This is a genomic window from Chryseobacterium vrystaatense (assembly GCF_000737765.1).
GTDB classification, from domain to species: domain Bacteria; phylum Bacteroidota; class Bacteroidia; order Flavobacteriales; family Weeksellaceae; genus Chryseobacterium; species Chryseobacterium vrystaatense.
The window spans coordinates 707,964-730,539 of record NZ_JPRI01000001.1 but is presented as its reverse complement, the minus strand read 5'-3'; the positions used below and the strand labels follow the sequence as shown (position 1 = coordinate 730,539).

Below are 22,576 nucleotides of genomic sequence, written 5' to 3'. Positions count from 1 at the left end.
TGCAAACCTGCACTTCTATTACCTGTAATCTATTCTGTTAGATTCAGTATCTTCAAGCTGTTTTAAGATAGAAGGAGGGATTTCATCACTGTCGATCGGAAAGCTGATAGAGTCTGAAATAAAGGTTTTACGGTCTGCTTTCTGGAAAATTTCGAAAAGAGCTATTGGCTCTTGATTAAAACTGATACATGTACTAATAAAATGTAACTCATGGAGCTTGTATTCTGGATTTTTAAGCTTTTCCTTGATATCTTTTATCCTTGAGATAAAGTGTCTCTGACGGATGAAGGTATTACTGTTCATGATGATGAATACGTAATCGGAGTAAGCCGTCACTTTGCCGAAATATTTATGATGATCGCCGCCGCTGCGCTCAAGGAAATATTCACCGGTAGTTTCGGATTTGTAGATCTCCATAGCAGAGCGCCATATACGCTCGTCTTTTGCCTGTAAAGGATTCTCCGGAAGATTTCTGTTATACGAATACCAACAGCCTGCTAAACGGTCTAAAAGCGCTGTATTCTGCTTGACATTGTTCATGTCTATCCTAAGATCATTGAAATTAAATGATTCTGTATTGGAATTAATAAAGTCAATATAGTTCGAATACCCCAGAACTTTGACAATCTGGCTTAATTTTGCCAGGTTGGGCCTGCTTAATACAGCATTGCTGTTGTGTTGGAATTTCCTTAGTTTATTGATGATGAGATGTTCATACAGGTAATTGGAACCCAGAATATCCGGTTTTTTGCTTATTCTTTTTTCCGAATAATCGCTGATAATCAAGTCGTTGATTTCCGCTCCGATGTAAGACCATTCAGTCTTTGTAACATCTTCCCAATTATTCTTCTTCAAAAAATGAAGGCTTAAGAAATTCATTAATTTCTCCAGATGCTGTATATCTTCTTTTTTCATTAGTCTGTTTTAGTTATAAGTGAAAAGATCGCCATTTTTTAATAAGACTAATATAAGATTTTTATACAACCAAATAAGATTTATGAAAGACTTTTATATTTTACAATCAAATGATATTTGAGTAGAAAAATAAAAGTTAACACAATGGAAACAACAATCTTATTAAAAGACGAAACCCTTTGGAACAGGATTCAAAACTTTTCACTGGATGCTTCTGATGCTGATTTCCCTTTTTCGAAAAAGCTGGCGAAAGAAGAGCGCTGGACTGTGGATTTTACTCAGAAAGCGATTCAGGAGTATAAAAAATTTGTTTACCTCTGCTGTATTCTTCCTAATGGCGCTTCTCCAAGTGAAACGGTAGATAAAGTATGGCACATGCACCTGATTTACACCCAGAGTTACTGGGAAGATTTCTGTCCGAATATTTTAAAAAGAAAACTTCATCATCATCCGTCAAAAGGAGGATCTAAAGAAAACAGCAAACACCGGAACTGGTTTTCAGATACCTTGAAAAGTTATCAGGAGATCTTTCAGCAGGAAGCCCCAACAGATATTTGGTATGAGAGAGAGAAGACAGAGCGTAAGAAAATTTGGCTTAAAAGGTTAAAAATCATTCCTTTATTGGCTGCTCTTCTTATGCTGTCATCCTGTCTGGGAGAAGTTTTAGGATCATTAACATTAATCGCATTACCAATCATAGGCTTTTTCATTTTCTTTCATATTGTCGGCGCATTTCAGGTTAACATCGAAAATACCGACGCTAAAAAGAAAGATGATGGCAGCATAGGCGGAAGCAGCGATGGAGGTGGTTCAAGCTGCAGCGGCGGGGATGGAGGAGGCGGAGGTTGTGGAAGTGGCTGCGGCGGGGGTTGTGGAGGTTGTGGAGGAGGATGTGGTGGTTAAAATAAAGTATTATGAAAAAGATCATCATTCATTCCATACCGGTCATGGTAAGCTTTCTGGGACTTGAAATATTTTGTCATACACTCAATCCCATTATCGTAAGGGGCCCGGAGTTTTTAAAATTCTATATTAGCCTGACCATTGGATTTTATCTCTCTGTTTTCTGTTTAAGATTTTTCAGAGAAAACCTGTCCGGAACTTCTTTTTACTTTATGGTTATTATTTTCATCCTTGGGGCCATCAAATTATTCAGAGGATTAAGTCTGGACCGCCCAGTGGGGATTTTGTTCAGTATTCTGGCAGCCGAAATTCTTATTGATATGATTTTTATATCAATGGAGTTCAAGCAAAAGATGAAGCAGTAAAATAATACATAAAAAAGAACCCCGAAACAGAAATGCTTCGGGATTGTATAGATATCAACTAAAATGATTTAATTTTTTTGTTTTTCATTGACAGGTTTGCTTCCGTATTTGCGGACCAGTACTGAGGTAAAGACCGCAAGTAAAAGTGTGGCTGCAACATTGGACGTTTCCTGATGTGCAATAACTTGGTAAAGATTGTAGCCAAATACAGCACTTACAACAGGAATTAAAATGAAGTTGGCAAAAGCATATTGGATTTTTGAAGTCGTTTTCATAGTGATATTTTTTATTGTTATTTACTGAGTAAGTCTAACAACTTTAAATTCGTTACAAAAAAAAATCAAAAAAATTATACTTTATGAAATAACCCCGCTTCCAATCAGCTCTTCACCGATATACCATGCAGCAAACTGACCTTCAGCAATAGCCGACTGAGGTTCTTCAAATTCAAGATAAGAAGCATTCTCAAACTGATAAAGAACAGCTTTCTGTAATGTCTGTCTGTATCTGAATCTGGCCATTACCTCCATAGAACTTCCTTTTTCCAGCTTCATATCTTCACGTACCCAATGCAATTCTGCATTGTCAATCTTTAAAGCTTTTTTGTGAAGCCCTGGTGAACTATGTCCTTCGCCCACAAAAATGATATTGTTTTCCATGTCTCTGGAGATGATAAAACAGCTTTCTTTATGACCGCCGATACCAAGTCCTTTACTTTGTCCGATTGTGAAAAACTGAGCACCCTGGTGTTTACCAATTACTTTTCCGTCAGCTTTTTTATAGTTGATCTTCTGAGATAAAAACTCCAGCTCTTCCTCCTTTGAAGAAAATTCCGGTTTTTCTCCAGAAAATAATGGGGAATCTTTAAAAATTTCTACAATTTCTCCTTCTTTAGGAACCAGTTGCTGTTGCAAAAACTGAGGAAGGCTTACTTTTCCGATAAAACATAATCCCTGAGAATCTTTTTTGTCGGCAGTCACAAGTCCAATCTCTTTGGCAATTTCTCTCACCTCCGGTTTAGTCAGCTCTCCAATAGGGAAAAGCGCTTTAGACAGCTGATCCTGACTCAGCTGACACAGAAAATAAGATTGGTCTTTATTATTATCCTTTCCTGCTAAAAGATGGAATATTTCCTTACCGTTTTCGTCAAAAGTGGAATTAACCTGGGCATAATGTCCGGTTGCCACTTTATCTGCACCTAAAGACATCGCGGTCTTCATAAAAACATCAAACTTTACTTCTCTGTTGCATAAAACATCAGGGTTGGGAGTTCTTCCTTTCTGATATTCATCAAACATATAATCTACGATACGTTCTTTGTAAAGTTCACTCATATCAATCACCTGAAAAGGGATTCCTAATTTCTGAGCGACCATCAGGGCATCATTACTGTCTTCAATCCATGGACATTCATCCTCCAGCGTTACTGAAGCATCATTCCAGTTTCTCATAAACAAAGCGACCACTTCATGGCCTTGCTGTTGCAACAAATACGCTGTAACACTGGAATCTACACCTCCAGATAATCCTACTACTACTTTCATTTTATTTCAATTTTACGAAACTCTTAACGGGAGTTCTTAGTTTGACGTGGCAAAAATACAATTAAAAAAATTCGTAAAAAAACCATAATTTTAAACATTGATAAAAACGATAGTTTCTGAAACTTTCCATGAAAAATATAATAATTTCCATCCTTTGTAGTATATCCATCTCTGTTTTTGCTCAGAAAACACCTTTGGAAATTTCAAAACTGGTTCTCTCCAACCGGGATCATAGAGAAAAATACCAGCAATATATTTTTGAAAACCGCGATATAGACTTGAAATATGAAAGAGAAAAAAATACAGATTACCGTTTAGAATACAGGGAATTTAATGGCGGAGAAAATTATAAAGTGGTTGATGTAACAGCCATGGATAAAAACAAAGGCAAATATGATTTCTATTTATACTTTGTCAAGGTTAAAAATGAATGGAAAATGTTGGATGCTCAAAAACTGCCCGACATTACATTTGCTTATGTGGCTTTTACAAAAGGTCTTACCGAAGAACAGATTGATGCAGTACTGAAAAGTAAAGAAGAACAGAAACCCTTTACCAGCAGAGCACAGTTTAATTATATCAAAAGCATCTACGATCTGGGGAACAGCTCTGACGATGAACTGATAGAACACTTTACGAAGTTTAAATACCAATTCAATGCGCTGAAAAATGAATTTATAAAATTCAGGACTTTACACAGTGATTACACCAATTCCGAAAAGAATCAGCGGTTTGAAAATGACTGTCAGAAACTTACCATTTCTGAAATTAATGAATACCTTCCTTTTACCAGAAATACCCTTGCATTTGTGATCTGCAATATGGAGAATAATGCGGTGGGATATTTCTATGCAGGAAAGAATCCTGTTACAGCAATTGATCCGGGCGGAATGCTTTTCATCAGAGAAATTGGTGAAGGCTGGTATCTGTTTAAAATGAAAAATAAAAAGAAAAGCTGATTGTTTAAATTTTAGTAATTTGTGACACCAAACGATATCACTATGAAAAAAACATTTCTTGTATTGTCCATGCTATGTTCACTGTCCGTATTTTCTCAGATAACCACGGGAACACCTACATCCGAAGTCAACCGATGGACCTTTGGAGGAGGAATTGGTTTAGGATTTGGAAGCAACAGTGCATTTTACCTTCAGGCTTCTCCCAGAGTAGGATACAGGCTTACTGATGATCTTGAGGCCGGAGTGGTGGGAAGTGTTTCCTGGCAGACTTCTAATTATTATAAATCTACCATGTTTGGAGTAGGACCTTTTGCCAATTACTATTTTGCAAGATCATTTTATGTAGGAGCCAATCTCCAGCATTACTTTATCAATTATAAAGATAAATACTATGATTATAAAGTGAACGAACAGGAAACGGCCTTATATCTTGGTGGAGGATATATGCAGAGGATAGGAGGGAACTCTTTTATGCAGCTGGGTTTGATGTATAATGTACTTTGGAAAGAAAATTCAAGTATATTCTCCAATGGTCTTGTCCCAAATATCGGCTTTGTCGTGGGGCTTTAGAGATGATCTATATGATCTAATCCATTATAGAATGGGTTTTAGTTAAAATATATTTACAATAAAAAAGCACCGGAATTTCCGGTGCTTTTTCGTTATGATGATAGTATTTGCTTACGGTTGAGAAGACTTTTCAGTCGTCTTTTTCGGCTTTGAAGTCTTTCCTGTCAATGCGTCTTTAGCTTCATTAACGTCAAGAACCACAGTTTCGCCTTCATTCAATTGTTTGTTGACCAGCATTTCTGCCAATAAGTCCTCAATATATTTCTGAATTGCGCGTTTTAATGGTCTTGCACCGAAATCTTTATCCCATCCTTTCTCAGATATAAAGTCTTTTGCTTCTTCTGTCAGCTCCACTTTATAACCTAATTTTTCAAGTCTGCCATAAAGCTTATTCAGTTCAATATCAATAATTTTCTTGATATCATCCTGTACCAGAGAGTTGAAGATTACAATGTCATCAATTCTGTTTAAGAATTCCGGAGCAAATGCTTTCTTAAGGGCATTTTCAATCGTGCTTCTTGCTCTTGTATCAGAACCTGTCTTTTTAGCTGATGTTCCGAATCCTACACCGTCTCCGAAATCTTTTAGATCTCTCGTTCCGATGTTTGAAGTAAGGATAATGATCGTATTTCTAAAATCAATTTTTCGTCCTAAACTATCCGTAACATGACCTTCGTCCAGAATCTGTAAAAGAATATTGAATACATCAGGGTGAGCTTTTTCAATCTCATCCAGAAGAATCACAGCATAAGGTTTTCTTCTTACAGCTTCAGTCAATTGTCCACCTTCTTCGTATCCAACGTATCCCGGAGGGGCTCCAACCAATCTTGAAACCGCAAATTTTTCCATGTATTCACTCATGTCAATACGGATCAGAGATTCATCTGATTCGAAAAGCTCTCTTGCCATTACTTTAGCAAGCTCAGTTTTACCAACACCTGTTGTTCCAAGGAAGATAAATGTACCGATTGGACGGTTTGGATCTTTAAGACCAGCTCTGTTTCTCTGAATTGCCTTAACAACTTTTTTCACAGCATCTTCCTGGCCTATCACTTTTCCGTTCAGTTTGTCATCCATCTGAGCTAGTTTGTCAAGCTCATTTTTACCGACTTTCGTTACAGGAACACCACTCATCATAGAAACCACTTCAGCAACATTTTCTTCTGTTACGGTTTCTTTTTTCTCTTTTACATCTTTGTCCCATTTATCCTGAGCGGCATTCAATTCCATCTGGAGACGTTCTTCCTCATCTTTAAGCTTTCTTGCTTCAAGATAATCCTGAGCTTTTACAGCTTTCTGCTTCATTTCTTTGATATCCTCGATTTTCTTTTCAAAATCAATGATTTCAGTCGGAACTTTCATGTTTTTAATATAAACACGTGAACCAGCTTCATCCAATGCATCAATAGCTTTATCCGGTAAGAAACGGTCTGTAATATATCTTGCTGTCAAATTGACACAAGCCAGAATCGCTTCCGGAGTATACACTACATTATGATGTTCTTCGTATTTATCTTTAATCTGATTCAGGATCTGGATAGTTTCCTCAATATTGGTAGGTTCTACCATAACTTTCTGGAATCTTCTTTCCAAAGCACCATCTTTCTCAATATACTGACGGTACTCATCAAGAGTTGTAGCACCAATACATTGAATTTCACCTCTTGCCAAAGCCGGTTTGAACATATTGGATGCATCAAGACTTCCCGTAGAACTTCCTGCACCTACAATAGTGTGAAGCTCATCGATGAATAAGATGACATCTCTGTTCTTTTCAAGCTCAGTCATGATTGCTTTCATTCTTTCTTCAAACTGACCACGGTATTTTGTTCCGGCCACTAAACTCGCCAGATCCAAAGTAATAACACGTTTCCCGTAAAGAACTCTTGACACTTTCTTCTGTTGAATTCTTAAAGCCAGTCCTTCTGCAATTGCAGATTTACCAACTCCCGGTTCACCAATAAGAAGAGGGTTGTTTTTCTTTCTTCGTGATAGGATCTGAGAAACCCTCTCAATTTCCTTTTCACGACCAATTACAGGATCCAATTTTCCGTCTCTTGCCAAAGAAGTTAAGTCTCTACCAAAGTTATCCAATGTTGGAGTTTTACTTTTAGCAGAACCTAAATTTCCTGAAGGCTTCCTCATCTGCTCAAATTCCTCTCTGTCGTCATCGTCATCATAAGCACTCATTTGTGGTGCCTGACCGGAATTTTTAAGCATCGTCTGGTATTCTTTTGAAACTCCTTCATAGTCGATGTCATAAGCTCCTAGAATATTTGAAGTAGGGTCCTCATATTTATAAAGAATGCCTAAAAGCAGATGAACGGTATTAATTTCATTGCTTTTATACTGTCTGCATTCTAACTCTGCACGTTTGATCGCATGATCTGCCATCTTAGTGAAAGAAATATTGGTAACCTCTTCAGAAATAGGATTAAGACTTGCTGTATTTAAAGTTTCAATTTTTCTTCTGATTTGTGTTAAATCCGCATTAAGGTTTTGAAGGATTTCTTTTGCAGAGTTTTCCGTTTTTATAATACCTAAAAGTAGATGTTCTGTATTAAGAAATTCACTTTTCAGCCGTTTAGCTTCGCTTTTGCTTTGTTTGAACACTTGGCTCAAACCTTGTGAAAACTTATAATCCATAATATATCTCATTAGAATAATGGCAACAGTGCCATTTATTCATTATCTAAATTACAAATATTTTACCAAAAATCAATTAATGACTTTATGGCAGAAAAAATTTTATTATCTTATTGAAAATGATTAAGTTTGTTATCCTTTAAAATTTCCCCATGAATCCCGAATTTACTACTTATATCGGATATTCTGCATCAATTTTCATTGTATTGAGTTTCATACTGAAAGATGTAAGAAAAATTAGAATTGTTAATATGATAGGATGCTTTTGTTTTGTCATTTATGGTATTTTCAATGGTATGCTGTGGCCGGTGATCATTCCAAACGGACTTATTTGTTTTATTCAGATCTATCATTTAATATTTGGAGGAAAAAAATAATGAAGAAGAAAATAATAACTTCTGCTTTTAGTAATCTGTATACAGACCAAAGAATAGAGAAAGTATGTAAGACTCTTTATGACAATGGATATCCTATAGAACTTATCGGAAATGACTGGGGGGGAAATGAAAAAATGGAAAGACCTTATCCTTTTTCCAGGATAGAATTAAAATCTACAAGTTTAAAAACAGCTTATTTTGAGTTCAACTGGAAACTTTATAAGCAGCTGAAGAAAAAAGCAGATAAAGACACAATCCTTCATGCCAATGATATTGATGCACTGCTTCCCAATTACCTGATCGCAAAAAAACTGAATATTCCACTGGTTTTTGACAGCCATGAAATTTTTACAGAAATGCCTTCTGTACAAAACAGATTTTCCCAGAAATTCTGGAGATTGCTCGAAGGAAATATACTTCCCAAAGTAGAATTCATGATGACGGAAAGTCAGAGTTATGCGGAATGGTTTCACGAAAAATATAAAGTGGATCCGGTAGTGGTAAGAAATATACCCAGGAAAATACAGTCCGTGGCCGAATTTCCCGATAACCACCCTAAAGTAATACTTTATCAGGGCGCGGTAAACCAGTCCAGAGGAATTGATAAAGCGATCATAGCAATGCATTCCATCAAAAATGCAGTTTTGAAAATCGCGGGAGACGGACCTCTTAAGAAAACATATGAAAATCTGGTCATTCAGGAAGGACTACAGGATAAAGTGTTTTTTTTAGGGAAACTAAAGCCTGAAAACCTTAGGGAAGTAACAAAAACAGCAGATGCCGGCTTCAGTCTTGAAGAGAATAATGGCGTGAGCTATTTCTACTCTCTTCCCAATAAAGTTTGTGACTATATTCAATCAAGAGTACCCCTTGTGATGATTAATTTCCCTGAAATGCAGCGTATTAAAAATCAGTTTGATATAGGCGAAATTATTACTGACCACAAGCCTCAGACTATTGAAACAGCAATAAACAAGGTGCTTAAAAGGGGAAGGAAAAATTATCGCAATGAGCTCGATAAAGCTGCTGATGTATTTTGCTGGGAAAATGAAGAAATGAAAATTTTACAGCTTTTTGAAAAAGCCTCCCATAAATTATCTTTATAAAATTGGTTATCTTTGCAAAAGATAATTGTTAAAAAATGACCATTAAAGAAAAACAGCAGGAAATAATTGACGAATTTGCGTTTCTTGAAGACTGGGAACAGAAATACGAATACATTATTGATCTTGGAAAAGAGCTAAAAGGTCTGCCCGAAGACAGAAAAACCGATGATAATCTTATCAAAGGATGCCAGAGTAAGGTTTGGATCGATGCTGAATTCAAAGAAGGCAAGCTTTTTTTTGATGCTGACTCAGACGGAATTCTTCCTAAGGGAATTGTTTCCCTGTTGGTAAGTATTTACAGCGGTCATTCTACACAGGAGATCCTCGATTCTGATTTTGAATTTATTGCAGAGATAGGACTTCAGGAATTTCTCTCACCGTCCAGAGCAAACGGATTAATGGCGATGACCAAACAGATTAAATTTTACGCAGTTGCCTATCAGCTAAAATCTTAGCCGTGACCAGAATTCTAGCATATCGTTTTTCCGCTTTCGGTGATGTCGCGATGACAGCACCTGTCTTCAGGGAGTTTCTGGAGCAAAATCCTGACGTGGAAATTATTATGGTTTCCAGAAAGAATTTCGAAAGCTTATTTACCGATATTCCAAACGTTACTTTTAAAGGGATTAATCTTGATGAGTACAAAGGTTTTTTTGGCCTGAGAAGACTGGCTAATGAGCTGATCAAAGAATTTAATCCAGATTTTATAGCCAATCTTCATGATGTGATCCGAACCAAGATTCTGGATAAGATCTACAGAAGAAAAGGCTTTAAAGTCTTTAAAATAAACAAAGGAAAAGAAGAAAAGGAAGAACTGACCGATGTATGGAATCTTAATAAAGTACAGTTAAAAAAGACCGTAGAAAGGTATGCTGACGTTTTCCGTGCCATGGGCTTTAGTGTAGAACTTTCCCATAAACTGAGACCTGCACCGGGAGAAAAATCAGGAATAGGTCTGGCTCCTTTCGCACAGCACAAAGGGAAGATGCTTCCTTTGGAAAAATCCTATGAGCTGGCAAGAATTTTAGCTCAGAAGCACACAGTATATTTCTTTGGTGGCGGAAAAAAAGAAACTGAGACTCTTGAAAAGTGGGAAAGTGAAATTCCGAATACCCAAAGCCTTTCAGGAAAACTAAACCTGTCAGAAGAACTTCATAAGATCTCCGGACTTGAATTGATGATATCTATGGATTCGGCCAATATGCACCTTGCGAGTCTTATGGGAACCAGATGTGTGTCTATATGGGGGGCAACACACCCTTATGCCGGGTTTTTAGGTTTCGGACAGAAAGAAGAGGATGTTGTTCAGGTGAAGGATCTTACCTGCAGACCATGTTCTGTTTTCGGAGACAAAGAATGCTATCGTGGAGATTGGGCCTGTCTTGAAGAGCTTAATGTACAGAAAATAGTAAAGGCAGTAAGTCTTTAAAAAATTACTTTAGCCATTTCTTCAGCTTTAGCCGAATCAGAATAATTCCTTTCCAGAACTTCTTTTCTGCTTTCATTTTCATGGTAGCTTCTTGTTGCTGTTTCAGTGATCCGCTGAAGTATTTCATCTGAATTTGAACCAAAATGGCATAAACCCATTAAAGCGCTGTCATCGGTAATATTCTGATTGATAATAACGAACCTGCTGTTATATAATGCGTTAAAAAGCTTCACCTTTGTCCCGGAATTCTGATAGGAAAGAAGAATGTTGGCATGAGCATTTTCAAAAAGGTGATGTAAATTTTCAGTTGTTTCAATGGGAACAAGACTGATATTTGCGATTTGGTTGATTTTCTTTTTTAAGTCCTCACCGGCACGGTCAGATGCCACCACAAGTTGATGCTGAGGTAGTTTCTTAAACATACTGATCGTTTCTTCCAGCGCTTTTTTATTGTCCGATATACTTAAGTCTCCATGAAAGAGAAAGTAATCTCCTTTCTGGCCAAGAGATTTTACAGATACATTGCCGTGGAAAATATGAATAAGTCTGGCATTGTTTGAATAGGAGTGTACTTCATTAAATTCTTTCTCAGAAAGACAGAATACCCCTTCAAATTCTTTCAAAAGTTTTTTCTGATAATGGGTGTATTTTAAGGATTCAACTTTGAAAATGATCTTTTTAAAAATATTTTTTTCTGAAGAGGACAGTCCTTTGTAATACTCGGCTTCATTATTATGGAAACGCAGATAGAGCTTATAGCCTTTATTTTTAAGCCTGCTTATGATCGGAGTGGTCTGAAGTCCTTCAAACAAAATGGGAGCCTGTATGGCCATTAGATTTTTAAATAGCTCGTCAGAGTTTCTTATGACCGCAGCAAATGGAACTGTAGAAAAATAATGAAGTGGATTTTTCTTTTTTTTATAAAAGAAAACGTTTTCTGTTATGCTTTTAATCTCCGGGTCCACGGTTTCAGGAATAGTGTCTGTAAAACAGTGCAGATTGATTTTAATACCGATATCAGACAGTGCTTTGATCTTATAATAAACATCAATAATACCACCGTATGAAGGAGGGTAGGGATAGTTGAACGATATTAAATGAAGTTGCTTCAAAAAACACTGTATTTATGGTGTGAGACCGCAAAGGTAAAGAATATCCCTTAATGCTGTAAAATAAAAAAAATCTCCCAGTTTCCTGAGAGATTTTGTGGGCCCTGAGGGATTCGAACCCCCGACCCTCTGGGTGTAAACCAGATGCTCTGAACCAACTGAGCTAAGAGCCCTGAACTTTTTTTGAAAGGCTTCAGTTACCTTTGTGTGGGCCCTGAGGGATTCGAACCCCCGACCCTCTGGGTGTAAACCAGATGCTCTGAACCAACTGAGCTAAGAGCCCCTATACTTGTTTCCTCGTTTAGAGTGGTGCAAATATACGACTTATTCAGAAATCTCCAAATTTTTTTCTAAAAATTCTCCAACAACAAAATTACTTCCGCCGATAAAAATCATTTCTTCATTTGTACAGCGCTCTTTTGCAGAAAGATACGCTTCCTGTACAGAATTGAAAATTTTATAAAAAATTTTTGCTTCCTGCAGTAGATTTTCATAATCTTCCGGGTGTCTTCCCCTGTTGATGGAAGGTTTTGCAAAATAAAATTCAGAATTTTCCGGAAGAAGAGCCATTACTTCATCTATTTTTTTGTCATTCACAAAGCCTAAAATAACATGTTTATGCTTGTTAATAGAATTCAACTGCGAAAATACATACTCTAAACCTGCCTGATTGTGTCCGGTATCGCAAATAGTAAGAGGTTCTTTGGAAAACTCGAACCATCGGCCGATAAAGCCTGTGTTTTGGTGAACATTCAGCAATCCCTTTTCAATATTTTCGTCAGAAACAGGAATGTTTATTTTTTTTAATTCTTCGATTAAGGCAAGGACAATACGGATGTTTTTCTTCTGATAATTCCCTTTAAGATCAGAATCAAGGTTGGATTGTATAAGCGTTGCATCTATGAAAGGGGCATTTTCGCTGTCTGCCTTTTGTTGGACAATCTTTTTAACGGTATCATTTTCGCCTCCGAAAACAATAGGAATATTGTGCTTGATGATTCCTGCTTTTTCTGCAGCGATTTCTTCAATCGTATCTCCTAAAATATTCTGGTGGTCCAATTGTACATTCGTGATAGCGGCTACCAAAGGGGTAATGATATTCGTTGAGTCCAGTCTTCCTCCAAGTCCCACTTCAATAATAGCAAAATCTACCTCCTGCTGGTAAAAATATTCAAATGCCATGATTGTAGTGAATTCAAAGAAGGAGGGGAGGATGTCTTCAGGAAGAGTCTGAAGCTTTTTAATAAAATTAAAAACAAACTCTTTATTACAGTTTTTCCCGTTTACCTTGATGCGTTCTGTGAAATCGATGAGGTGCGGAGAGTTGTATAAACCTACTTTATAACCGGCGTCCTGTAAAACAGAAGCCAGCATATTACTCGAAGAACCTTTTCCGTTAGTACCTCCGATATGGATGCATTTTATTTTTTCCTGGGGATTTCCAAAAAAATCACACAACTTTGTAATATTTTCTAACCCAGGTTTATAAGCCTTAAGGCCGTCTATCTGATAGTTGGGAGCCTGTACGAAAAGCCAGTCTACAGCTTCCTGATATTGTCCGTTTGTCATGATGCAAAATTCACAAAAGTTTTTTTAAAATAAAATATTAATTATTAAAACTGTAACTTTTTTATATTTGGCTCGTCTAATATTGAAAATTATTAATATGAAAAAAGTTTGGATTATCGTTTTTGGATTAAGTTGTCTGGGGCTAAGTGCTCAGAAGAAATGGTCCTTAAGAGAATGTGTAGACTATGCTGTGGAGCATAATCTTCAGGTTATCCAAAATCAATACTCTAAACAGATCCAGGATTCCAACCTCAAAATGGCAAAAAATCAGTATCTGCCCTCAGTATCCGGAACGATGTCGAATAGTGTAAGTTTTGGACAGACTTCATTTGGAACAGGAAGTTTGAGGAATGACAGATTCAGCAACAGTGCTAATTTGGGAGCAGATATTTTACTGTACAACAATGGGAGACTGGAAAAAAATATCAGAAAAAGCCAATTTGATGTAGAGGCCAGCCAATATGATGTAGAAACAATTAAAAATGATATTTCCCTGCAAATTGCACAACAGTATCTTACAACGCTGTTGAATAAAGAAATCGTAAAGATCTCAGAGAGCGCGGTGGAAAATGCTCAGAAGCAGTATGACAGAGCAAAAATAACCACACAGGTTGGAACAACAGCTCAAACTATTCTGGCTGAAGCAGAAGCAGCATTGGCAAGAGAGAAGCAAAATAAGAAAACTGCTGAAATTAATGTTGGCAGAAGTCTTTTTGCCATGGCACAGCTCTTACAGCTTCCCGACTATAAGGATTTTGATGTTGAATATGTAGAGGTGCCGGACCAATTGGAACCCCAGTTAAAATCAGTTGATGAAGTTCTTACTACAGCATTTGAGAATCAGCCACAGGTAAAAGCGGCAGAAAGCAGAATCAATTCAGCCTTAGCACAGACAGAAGTAAGTAAAACAGCTTTCTGGCCGACCCTTACAGCCAGTGTGGGAATAGGGAGTTTTTACAATAATCTTTTGAATACGAATAATATAGGAAATGAACTTATTTATGTAAAAGAAAAAAAGTTTTTCGAGCAGTATAAAGACAATTTTGGACAGCAGGGCAGTATTTCGCTTAATGTTCCTATTTTCAATAAAGGAATAACCAAGCTGCAGGTAGAGCAGGCTAAAATCAATGAAAGTGTAGCCAAGATCACCCTTGAGCAGCAGAAACAGACCGTAAGACAGAATGTGCAGAAGGCACAGTTTGATGTAGATGCCAATTACGAAACCTTCCTCTCTGCAGTGGAAACGGAGAAAAGCACAAAACTGGCTTTAGAGTTTGCCGATAAAAGTTATGCAGCCGGAAGAACGACGATTTATGATGTTAACGTTGCCAGAAATAATTATGCAAATGCACAGGGATCAGTAGCGCAGGCGAAATACAATTATCTTTTCAGTCTTAAATTACTGAACTTCTATGCGGGAATTCCATTAGCTTTGTAAAATGTCTATCCAGTCATTAGAAAAATATTTACCTCAAAATACACTTAAATACTTAAGGATTTGGTTTGCAGATCACTTTATTCATATAAAAGTGACGCGCAGCAGAAATTCTAAATTGGGAGATTACAGAAAACTTCCTGATCACTCCCATGAAATAACAGTCAATTCAACATTGACGCCGCCGCTTTTTTTCTTTGTTTTGACCCATGAGCTGGCCCATTTGATTGCTTTCGAAAAATACGGACGCAGAATATCACCTCATGGAATTGAGTGGAAAGAAACGTTTAGAAATATGCTTATAGAAAGTCTGGAGGTCTACGATGAAGACCTGAGGCCAATTATCGTTAGATTTTCAAAATCTCCAAAAGCTAATTTTATGGCCAGCCCGGATCTTGTAAGATATTTTCATACTGAAAAACAAGATGATAGGCTGCACTTTATTGAAGAACTTCAAAAAGGAGATTTTTTTATATACAGGAACGAAAAGTATTTATTAGAAGGTCTGATTAAAAAAAACTATCTTTGTAAGAACCTGGCTACGGGAAGGAAGTATTCTTTCAAGCCTTTGGCAAGGGTTGAAAAATGTAGGCAAGAATGTTAAAATCAGATAGATACTGTGTTATCATGGCGGGAGGAATCGGGAGCCGGTTCTGGCCAATGAGTACACAGAAATTTCCAAAACAGTTTCAGGATATTTTAGGAATCGGGCGTACTATGATTCAGCAGACGTATGACAGAATCAGCCGGATTATTCCTAAAGAACAGATATTCGTTATCACGAATAAAGAATATGTCGCGCTTTCCCATCAGCAGCTTCCGGAAATTCCTGAAGAAAATATCGTGGGAGAACCTCTGATGAAAAATACTGCCGCATGTAATCTGTACATGGCGAACAAGATTGCTGAGATTAATCCTGATGCAACGATGATCGTACTTCCGGCAGACCATCTGATTTTAAAAGAAGATGTATTCCTTGAAAAAGTAGAACTTGCTTTTGACCTTGCCGCAAAACATGATTATCTTGTAACTCTGGGAATTACGCCTACGAGACCCGATACCGGATATGGATACATTCAGTTTGTAGAAAAGAAAAATTCAGACTATTTTAAGGTAAAAACCTTTACGGAAAAACCTATTTTAGAGATTGCACAGAGCTTTTTAGAGAGTGGAGACTTCCTGTGGAACGCAGGGATATTCATCTGGAATGTGAAAAGTATTCATCATGCATTTGAACTCTATCTTCCCGAAATGATGCAGCATTTTATGGCTTGTGAATATAATTCTGAAAAAGAAGACAGCTGTATTGAAACCATTTACCCAAAGGTTCAGAAAATTTCCATTGACAACGGAATCCTTGAGAAAGCAAAAAATGTTTATGTAATCCCTTCAGATTTAGGCTGGAGTGATCTTGGAACATGGACTTCTGTATATGATAATACCGAGAAAGACAAAGATGGAAATGCTGTTAAACTAAAGCATTTTCTGAACTATAATTCCAAAGGAAATATTATTCGTTTAAAGAATAATAACAAAGCGGTGATTATTGACGGTCTGGAAGATTTTATTGTTGTAGACACAGATAAAGCACTTCTGATCTGCCCCAGAGACAATGATCAGTTGATTAAAGACTACGTTCTTGACCTGAAAAGTTTCAAGAAAGGAGATAAATTCATGTAAAAATTATTGGTATCTTTCTGCTGATTTTTGAATTATGATAAAAACTGCAATACGATCAACTGTTTTTCTGTTTATGTTTTTGGGATTTTTTGGACATTCCCAAAGCAAGAAAAATTTTTCCAGTATCCCCAACATTTTACAGCAAATCATACCGAATGATAAAATAGATTCATGGGTTTTGATGTACAACAGCTATGGGAAAGATCAGGAGATAAAAACTTCAGGTGGAAAGAAAGACTATGCTCCGCAGTTTTCCGGATTTAATTTGTTCCCCAACGATGACAGCTTTTATTACATTGCTTATTCTGCGGCTGGAAAAATGAATTATATAACAGATCTTGAAGGGCTACGGAAATTCGTAGGAAAAATAGACAATGCAGAAGAAGCTGCTATTGCTCTTACAGCTGAAGGATATATGATAGATGAGGAGTTTAAAGATATTGCAGGCAATTATTATGAAGATGCTTCAAACTACTATCTGGATCTGGGCAAGCTTACTTCAAAAGAATGTCCATATCAGAAAACGCATTACACAGTGACCATAAACAAGTCTTCAGGAGTTGTTTCTAATGCAAAGGATAACGGAACTTACATTGAACTTTACAATAAAAAGTGCGCGAACAATCCAAGGCTTTTAAAAATTCAGAAAAAAGAAGAACCTAAAGATGAGCCTAAAAAATCTACCAAAAGAAAATAACGTTTACGAAACGGAAAGGTTGATCATCCAGCGTATATCTGTGGATGACAGTAAGTTTATTTTTGATCTTTACAACAGACCAAAGTTCATTCAATACATTGGTAACCGTGGCATAAATACCGTTGCAGACGCTGAAAAGTATATCAAAAACAGGTTTCTTCCCCAGTTTGACAAATCTGGTTTCGGAAACTATCTGGTGGTTACAAAAGATAAGGGTGAGAAAATAGGGGCGGTAGGAATCTTTGAACGTGAAGGTCTTGATGTGGTCGATATTGGATTTTCTCTGCTGGAAGAATTTGAAGGGAAAGGATATGCATATGAGGCAGCCTTGCAGGTTAAATCTATTGGGATGGACTTATTCGGGCTGAAGAAGATTTCCGCCATTACAACAAAAGATAATTATTCTTCCCAAAAACTGATTGAAAAATTAGGACTTCAATTCAGGAACTATGTCACTCTTCCGGACGATAACGAAGAGCTGATGTACTACGAAACAGAATAAACCTTAATCATCTTAATTGTTTTAATAATTTGATTTTTAAATCATTAAAAGCTCGTTGCAGCAGTAAGATGATTAAGATTTAGAATTAAATTATCCTTCAAGAATCTGGTCAGCAGCAGTTTTAGAAGTAACTTTCTCGATCACTCTTGTACAGATTCCGTTTTCATCAAAAATGAATGTCGTTCTTACGATCCCCATATACGTTTTTCCAAATGTTTTCTTCTCCTGCCAGACACCGAATTTTTCGATAGCATCGTGATTCTCATCGGCAATAAGATCATAGGGAAAAGCAAATTTACTATGGAAATTCTTCTGCTTCTTTACACTGTCACCACTGATGCCCAGCAATTGAAATCCCGCTTTTTTAAGCTTTGAGTAATTGTCGCTCAGATTGCAGGCCTCCACGGTACACGTCGGCGTACTGGCCTGAGGATAAAAGAAAACGACCAGTTTCTTTCCAATCAGTTTTGATGAGGTTACTGTTTCACCATCCTGATTTGTTCCTTCAAATTCAGGTAATTTATCTCCAACTTTCAGCATAATGAATTATTTTTGTTCAAATTTAATGGTTAAATGACAAAAAAGCAAAGAGCTGAGCTCGTTCAGATAGAACTGGAGAAATTATACCCTACCACGCCTGTTCCCTTAGACCACACCGATCCTTATACATTAATGGTTGCTGTAGCACTTTCTGCACAGACGACCGACAAAAAAGTGAACCAGGTAACTCCTTACCTTTTTGAGGTGGCGGGAACTCCACAGAGGATGGCCAGGCTGGAAGAATTTGAAATTAAAGAACTTATTAAAGAAATAGGATTGTCCAATACCAAAGCAAAAAATCTGAAAAGAATGGCCGAGCTTTTACTGGAAAGACACAATGGTATTGTTCCTCAGACCTACGAAGAACTGGAAGCCCTTCCTGGAGTAGGGCATAAAACGGCTTCTGTAGTAATGAGCCAGGCCTTTGGATTTCCTGCTTTTCCGGTGGATACACACATCCACAGACTGATGACGCAGTGGAAACTTACTTCAGGAAAAAACGTAGTAGAAACGGAGAAAGATGCTAAGGCTATATTTCCGGAAGAGTCGTGGAACAAACTTCACCTTCAGATTATTTTCTATGGAAGAGAATATTCGCCGGCAAGAGGAAAAGGGGAGAAGGATTTTCTTACGAAAATGATGTTTGATAAATAAGGATGAATTTGAGCTATTAGCATTTTTCTAAGGTGAGGGAGTGGATTTTGTGTACCCAAGAAATAGGCTCGTTATACATTCAAATTTATAAAAAACACTATTGTTTCGTCCAGATCACGCAACTTCTTAGATTGAACAATAGGCTATAGAACTTTTGAAGACCTCTTGTTCCCATCATGCCATAATCTCTGATGGTTTTGACTTTCATATCATCATAAGTTATTTTCAGATATCCTGTCGTGCTATCTGTATAGGCTACGTCGTACTCTTCATTCAGGTTCTCAAAATCAGTATAATTCAGTACTTCTATGAGTTCTTTAAATTGATTTTCAGATAGCCTTGATTCATATACACCTGAATAATCCCGGAAACCAATGTTATTGTATTGGCCAGCGTTCCATTCGATATTCCGGTTGGAAACGATCTTAAATGTAAAAGAGGGACATCTTCCATAACATCCGGTGGCCTCAAATTCGATCTCTAAAATATGATGTCTTTTAGGTTGGATATTCTCCTCTATGAATTCCCCAAATTTATAAACAAGAAGGGTGGTTTCTACTTGATTGTCTGGGCCATATTTATGTAATTTAATGCTTTTATATTCTATTTTATTGCCTTTTACATTGGCAAAAGCACATATTTCATATAAATCGCCCTTGCTTATTTTCTCGGTTTCAAAACCATTTCCTTTGTCTAGTATACAAATTGTACCAGGACCTTCTCGTGTATTGCCGGTTATAATGATATCTGTTAGACCGTTTCCATCAAAATCGCCTTTTTCCCAGGGCGTCAGCTTAAGACTGTCGGAGATATGGCTGCAATCGGAACCATATTTAATCCTGTCGGTGACAGAAACAAAATGAGATATTTCTTTTCTGCCGATAAATTGCTGAACATCCTCTGCGGTTTGTAAAGAATCGATTGCGTTGGATCTTTTTAAGCTTTGGGAATGTAAACCCACAAGACAGAAAAAAAAGAGAATAAACGAAAATTTTGGAAGCATATTGATATGATGGATTACCGAAATTAATTAAAAAAGGGGGTTAAATATCCAGCAGTCTTCTGTGATAATTGATCTGTCCAAGATGATAATCCAGATGCATGATCAGGTGAATCAAAAAAAAGCCAGTGGTCATTGTATCTTCAAATACAACAATAGGGTATTCTTTTTCGAGATCTTCAGGGGTTAATTGGCTAAGGACATCATCTACCATATTTTGGGTTGCAACAACCTTTTCAATAAGTTCGGCTCTGGGGATATCTTTTAATGAAAATTCCAGCTCTCTGTTTCTGATATAGCCTGTTTTTCCCAGCTCTGCACCAAAATAAGTATTGAGATTCCCGATCAGATGCAGACATAGATTTCCTGCAGAGTTGGTAATGTTTTTATCGGTTTTCCAGATGGAGCTTTCGTTTTGATAGGACTCTATTTCTGCTTTTAATTTGGTTAAATCTCTTGTATAAAGAGACCTTAGAGATTCTATGATCATTTTTGATGGATTGAAATTAGTTAAGGTTTATCACATACTGAACCTGTGAAGCTTTCACAGAGTCAATTTTAAAATTAATAAAAAATGGGACATTAAATTAATGGTCCCATTTCTATTGCTTTGATTCTATAATTAATTCTATTTCTGCTTATTCGCCCAAAGCTCCATCTTTCTGTTCAGAACATCAAGAGGAAGACATCCCTGACTTAAGATCTCATCATGGAAGCTGGCTAGATTAAATTTTTTCCCAAGCTGTTTCTGGTACTGCTCTCTAAGTTCACGAATTCTTAAAGAACCTATTTTGTAGCCGAGTGCCTGTCCCGGCATCGCCATATATCTTTCTACTTCTGCGGTAGCACTGGCTTCGTCATAAGAAATGTTGCTCAGGAAATACTTGATGGCTTCTTCTCTGCTCATAGTTCCGGTATGGATTCCTGTATCCACGACCAATCTTACTGCTCTCAGCATCTGATCACTCAGATAACCCATCTTCTGATAAGGATCTGTATAAAGACCAAACTCGGGTCCCAATGTTTCACAATAATGTGCCCAGCCTTCGCCGTATGCTCCGAACCATCCGAATCTCATAAACTTCGGAAGTTTAGTATTTTCCTGCTGAAGAGAAACCTGATAATGGTGTCCCGGTATAGCCTCGTGAAGGAAAAGAGATTCCATCCCCGAAGTGACATTGAATTTGGAAGGATCAGGAAGCGGCATATAGAATATTCCCGGTCTTTTTCCATCTGGAGTTCCCTGGATATACTCTGCGCTGGCACTGGCTTCTCTGAATTTCTCTGTCTGTCTGATCTCAAACTTGGTCTTCGGAGTTACGCTGAACATGGTTTTCAGTTTAGGAGTGATCTTTGCCAAAATGCTGTTAAAACCATTCAGAACCTCTTTTGAAGTCTTGTAAGGCATTGCCTTAGGGTCTGTTTTTACAAAGTTGATAAACTCTTCGAGAGTTCCGGAAAAACCAACCTGTTGTTTTACTTTTTCCATTTCTGCACGCAGCATCGCTACCTGCTGTAATCCTATTTTGTTGATTTCCTCAGGTGTTTTCTTCGTTGTAGTCCAGCTTTTAGCGTAATATCTATAAATTTCATTTCCGTTTGGAAGGCTGTTGTATCCATCCGTATCTCTTGCTTTCGGAAGATATTCCTTCTCCAGAAATAGTCCCATTTTTGCATAGGCAGGAATGATCTTCTTAGTGATCGCTTCCGCATACAGGGCAGAATATTTATCTTTTTGAGCTTGTGTAAAGTTTTTTGGGAAATTTTTAATGGGTCCGTAGAAAATATTTTTTTGCATGTCAGCAGTGGTCATCTCTTCTGCTTTCATTTGTGGGATCATTTTCACAACCAGTTTTTTAGGAAGAACCACTTTATTGTTGATTCCTTCACGGAAATTATCGGCTGCTGCATTCATCCATTCCGGAAATTTTTCCATCCTTTTCAGCCAGTCGCTGTAATCTTTTTCAGTTTTAAATGGCTGGCTTCCTTCTCCACTTCCATACAGCGGAAATTCCAGAGGAAGGCCTCCAAATTGGGTAAAAGGAATATATTCGGGGTGGTATGCGTAAGCTTCAATTTTATCTTTTAATGTATAGTCCAATACATCATAAACGACTTTTTCATCATCGGAAAGAGCTTTATAATCAACGCTTTCCAGCTGTTTTTGCACAGAATTATAAAAAGCAATCTCACCGGAAATAAAGTCCCTGTCAATATTGATGGGAAGTTGGTCGTTGTATCTTGTATCTCCCTGGGAAGTAGCCTGTAAAGGATATAATTTAAGATACTGCTCATAGTAGTTGGACGCAATAGAATCCATATTCGTAGGCGTTACCTTCGTCAGTGGAGAATCGGATTTTTTGCAGGATGCAAGGCAGATAATCAGTCCCAGCCCTAAAATACCTTTTGATAAAATGTTTTTCATTTTCAGAATCTTTATATAGCAAAAGTAAGTATTATTGGCATATACGGAATGATCAATCATAATGATTTAAAAAAATAATTTTCAAAATATTTTCAACTTTGAATCAATTTTTTATCTTTGTCGGTAACGTTTAACAATCATATTATTACAG

Annotated in this window: 24 protein-coding genes and 2 tRNA genes; 14 read left to right on the top strand and 12 right to left on the bottom strand. The window is 37.1% G+C overall.

Translation table 11 applies throughout. From position 1 onward, the window contains the following. Window positions 1-18: 18 nt before the first annotated feature. Window positions 19-915: a hypothetical protein gene (locus IW16_RS03370; protein WP_034739691.1), complete on the bottom strand. Its 897-nt coding sequence runs from the start codon at window positions 913-915 to the stop codon at window positions 19-21. 144 nt (window positions 916-1,059) lie between these two features. On the opposite strand from IW16_RS03370, the gene IW16_RS03365 reads away from it, so the two are divergent. Continuing rightward, window positions 1,060-1,818 (top strand): glycine-rich domain-containing protein, encoded by a 759-nt coding sequence (locus IW16_RS03365; protein ID WP_034739689.1) that lies wholly within the window; start codon window positions 1,060-1,062, stop codon window positions 1,816-1,818. A gap of 11 nt (window positions 1,819-1,829) precedes the next feature. After that, complete coding sequence (locus tag IW16_RS03360) at window positions 1,830-2,183, top strand: hypothetical protein (protein ID WP_034739687.1); 354 nt, start codon at window positions 1,830-1,832, stop codon at window positions 2,181-2,183. A gap of 68 nt (window positions 2,184-2,251) precedes the next feature. On the opposite strand, the gene IW16_RS03355 is transcribed toward IW16_RS03360, so the two are convergent. Then, window positions 2,252-2,458: a hypothetical protein gene (locus IW16_RS03355; protein WP_034739684.1), complete on the bottom strand. Its 207-nt coding sequence runs from the start codon at window positions 2,456-2,458 to the stop codon at window positions 2,252-2,254. 81 nt (window positions 2,459-2,539) lie between these two features. Beyond that, window positions 2,540-3,727, bottom strand: a complete 1,188-nt coding sequence (gene mnmA / locus IW16_RS03350) for a tRNA 2-thiouridine(34) synthase MnmA (protein ID WP_034739682.1) — start codon at window positions 3,725-3,727, stop codon at window positions 2,540-2,542. 128 nt (window positions 3,728-3,855) lie between these two features. On the opposite strand from mnmA, the gene IW16_RS03345 reads away from it, so the two are divergent. Together IW16_RS03345 and IW16_RS03340 are read left to right on the top strand one after the other, a co-directional pair. Further along, entirely contained in the window at window positions 3,856-4,686 is an 831-nt protein-coding gene (locus IW16_RS03345) for a hypothetical protein (RefSeq protein WP_034739680.1), read from the top strand. Between the two features lie 42 nt (window positions 4,687-4,728). Next, window positions 4,729-5,256, top strand: coding sequence for a hypothetical protein (locus IW16_RS03340; protein ID WP_034739678.1), 528 nt, complete (start codon window positions 4,729-4,731; stop codon window positions 5,254-5,256). Window positions 5,257-5,367: 111 nt separating this feature from the next. Here IW16_RS03340 and IW16_RS03335 read toward each other — a convergent pair whose 3' ends face one another. After that, window positions 5,368-7,902: an ATP-dependent Clp protease ATP-binding subunit gene (locus IW16_RS03335; protein ID WP_034740533.1), complete on the bottom strand. Its 2,535-nt coding sequence runs from the start codon at window positions 7,900-7,902 to the stop codon at window positions 5,368-5,370. A gap of 152 nt (window positions 7,903-8,054) precedes the next feature. Between IW16_RS03335 and IW16_RS03330 the strand changes: the two genes are divergently transcribed. Genes IW16_RS03330 through IW16_RS03315 form a run of 4 tightly spaced genes read left to right on the top strand, consistent with a single transcriptional unit; the run spans window position 8,055 to window position 10,814 of the window. Then, entirely contained in the window at window positions 8,055-8,279 is a 225-nt protein-coding gene (locus IW16_RS03330; RefSeq protein WP_034739676.1) for a hypothetical protein, read from the top strand. Further along, complete coding sequence (locus tag IW16_RS03325) at window positions 8,279-9,385, top strand: glycosyltransferase (protein WP_034739674.1); 1,107 nt, start codon at window positions 8,279-8,281, stop codon at window positions 9,383-9,385. The genes IW16_RS03330 and IW16_RS03325 overlap by 1 nt, the downstream gene beginning before the upstream one ends. Window positions 9,386-9,420: 35 nt before the next feature. Further along, window positions 9,421-9,840, top strand: a complete 420-nt coding sequence (locus IW16_RS03320; RefSeq protein WP_034739671.1) for a SufE family protein — start codon at window positions 9,421-9,423, stop codon at window positions 9,838-9,840. A gap of 2 nt (window positions 9,841-9,842) precedes the next feature. Beyond that, on the top strand, window positions 9,843-10,814 hold the full coding sequence (locus IW16_RS03315; RefSeq protein WP_034739669.1) for a glycosyltransferase family 9 protein: 972 nt from the start codon (window positions 9,843-9,845) through the stop codon (window positions 10,812-10,814). Here IW16_RS03315 and IW16_RS03310 read toward each other — a convergent pair. The 4 genes from IW16_RS03310 to IW16_RS03295 all read right to left on the bottom strand — a co-directional run bounded on the left by IW16_RS03310 (window position 10,811) and on the right by IW16_RS03295 (window position 13,492). Further along, window positions 10,811-11,926 (bottom strand): hypothetical protein, encoded by a 1,116-nt coding sequence (locus tag IW16_RS03310; RefSeq protein ID WP_034739664.1) that lies wholly within the window; start codon window positions 11,924-11,926, stop codon window positions 10,811-10,813. The genes IW16_RS03315 and IW16_RS03310 overlap by 4 nt on opposite strands. Before the next feature lie 95 nt (window positions 11,927-12,021). After that, window positions 12,022-12,096, bottom strand: a tRNA-Val gene (locus IW16_RS03305). Window positions 12,097-12,131: 35 nt separating this feature from the next. Beyond that, window positions 12,132-12,206 (bottom strand) — tRNA-Val (locus tag IW16_RS03300). Between the two features lie 41 nt (window positions 12,207-12,247). Then, on the bottom strand, window positions 12,248-13,492 hold the full coding sequence (locus IW16_RS03295) for a bifunctional folylpolyglutamate synthase/dihydrofolate synthase (protein WP_034739663.1): 1,245 nt from the start codon (window positions 13,490-13,492) through the stop codon (window positions 12,248-12,250). Window positions 13,493-13,589: 97 nt separating this feature from the next. Here IW16_RS03295 and IW16_RS03290 point away from each other — a divergent pair, with 97 nt between their 5' ends. From IW16_RS03290 to IW16_RS03270, 5 genes are read left to right on the top strand one after another with little or no spacing between them, the layout of a single operon-like run. Continuing rightward, window positions 13,590-14,930 (top strand): TolC family protein, encoded by a 1,341-nt coding sequence (locus IW16_RS03290; protein WP_034739661.1) that lies wholly within the window; start codon window positions 13,590-13,592, stop codon window positions 14,928-14,930. A 1-nt stretch (window position 14,931) separates the two neighbouring features. Continuing rightward, complete coding sequence (locus tag IW16_RS03285) at window positions 14,932-15,531, top strand: SprT-like domain-containing protein (RefSeq protein WP_034739659.1); 600 nt, start codon at window positions 14,932-14,934, stop codon at window positions 15,529-15,531. After that, entirely contained in the window at window positions 15,525-16,607 is a 1,083-nt protein-coding gene (locus tag IW16_RS03280; RefSeq protein WP_034739657.1) for a mannose-1-phosphate guanylyltransferase, read from the top strand. Before IW16_RS03285 ends, IW16_RS03280 begins: the two co-directional genes overlap by 7 nt. A gap of 34 nt (window positions 16,608-16,641) precedes the next feature. Continuing rightward, the gene (locus IW16_RS03275) at window positions 16,642-17,304 is read left to right on the top strand and encodes a hypothetical protein (RefSeq protein WP_034739655.1); all 663 of its coding nucleotides are present in this window, start codon (window positions 16,642-16,644) and stop codon (window positions 17,302-17,304) included. Next, a complete protein-coding gene (locus IW16_RS03270; protein WP_051889879.1) occupies window positions 17,273-17,806 on the top strand; it encodes a GNAT family N-acetyltransferase in 534 nt (177 codons plus the stop codon). Before IW16_RS03275 ends, IW16_RS03270 begins: the two co-directional genes overlap by 32 nt. 90 nt (window positions 17,807-17,896) lie before the next feature. Here IW16_RS03270 and bcp read toward each other — a convergent pair whose 3' ends face one another. Continuing rightward, window positions 17,897-18,346: a thioredoxin-dependent thiol peroxidase gene (bcp, locus tag IW16_RS03265; protein ID WP_034739653.1), complete on the bottom strand. Its 450-nt coding sequence runs from the start codon at window positions 18,344-18,346 to the stop codon at window positions 17,897-17,899. Window positions 18,347-18,379: 33 nt separating this feature from the next. Here bcp and IW16_RS03260 point away from each other — a divergent pair, with 33 nt between their 5' ends. Further along, complete coding sequence (locus IW16_RS03260; protein WP_034739650.1) at window positions 18,380-19,000, top strand: endonuclease III domain-containing protein; 621 nt, start codon at window positions 18,380-18,382, stop codon at window positions 18,998-19,000. A gap of 97 nt (window positions 19,001-19,097) precedes the next feature. On the opposite strand, the gene IW16_RS03255 is transcribed toward IW16_RS03260, so the two are convergent. The 3 genes from IW16_RS03255 to IW16_RS03245 all read right to left on the bottom strand — a co-directional run bounded on the left by IW16_RS03255 (window position 19,098) and on the right by IW16_RS03245 (window position 22,425). After that, window positions 19,098-20,003, bottom strand: a complete 906-nt coding sequence (locus IW16_RS03255; protein WP_051889878.1) for a DUF6438 domain-containing protein — start codon at window positions 20,001-20,003, stop codon at window positions 19,098-19,100. A 40-nt stretch (window positions 20,004-20,043) separates the two neighbouring features. After that, window positions 20,044-20,490, bottom strand: a complete 447-nt coding sequence (locus tag IW16_RS03250; RefSeq protein WP_034739648.1) for a DinB family protein — start codon at window positions 20,488-20,490, stop codon at window positions 20,044-20,046. Between the two features lie 138 nt (window positions 20,491-20,628). After that, on the bottom strand, window positions 20,629-22,425 hold the full coding sequence (locus tag IW16_RS03245; RefSeq protein ID WP_034740528.1) for a DUF885 domain-containing protein: 1,797 nt from the start codon (window positions 22,423-22,425) through the stop codon (window positions 20,629-20,631). Window positions 22,426-22,576 lie beyond the last annotated feature (151 nt).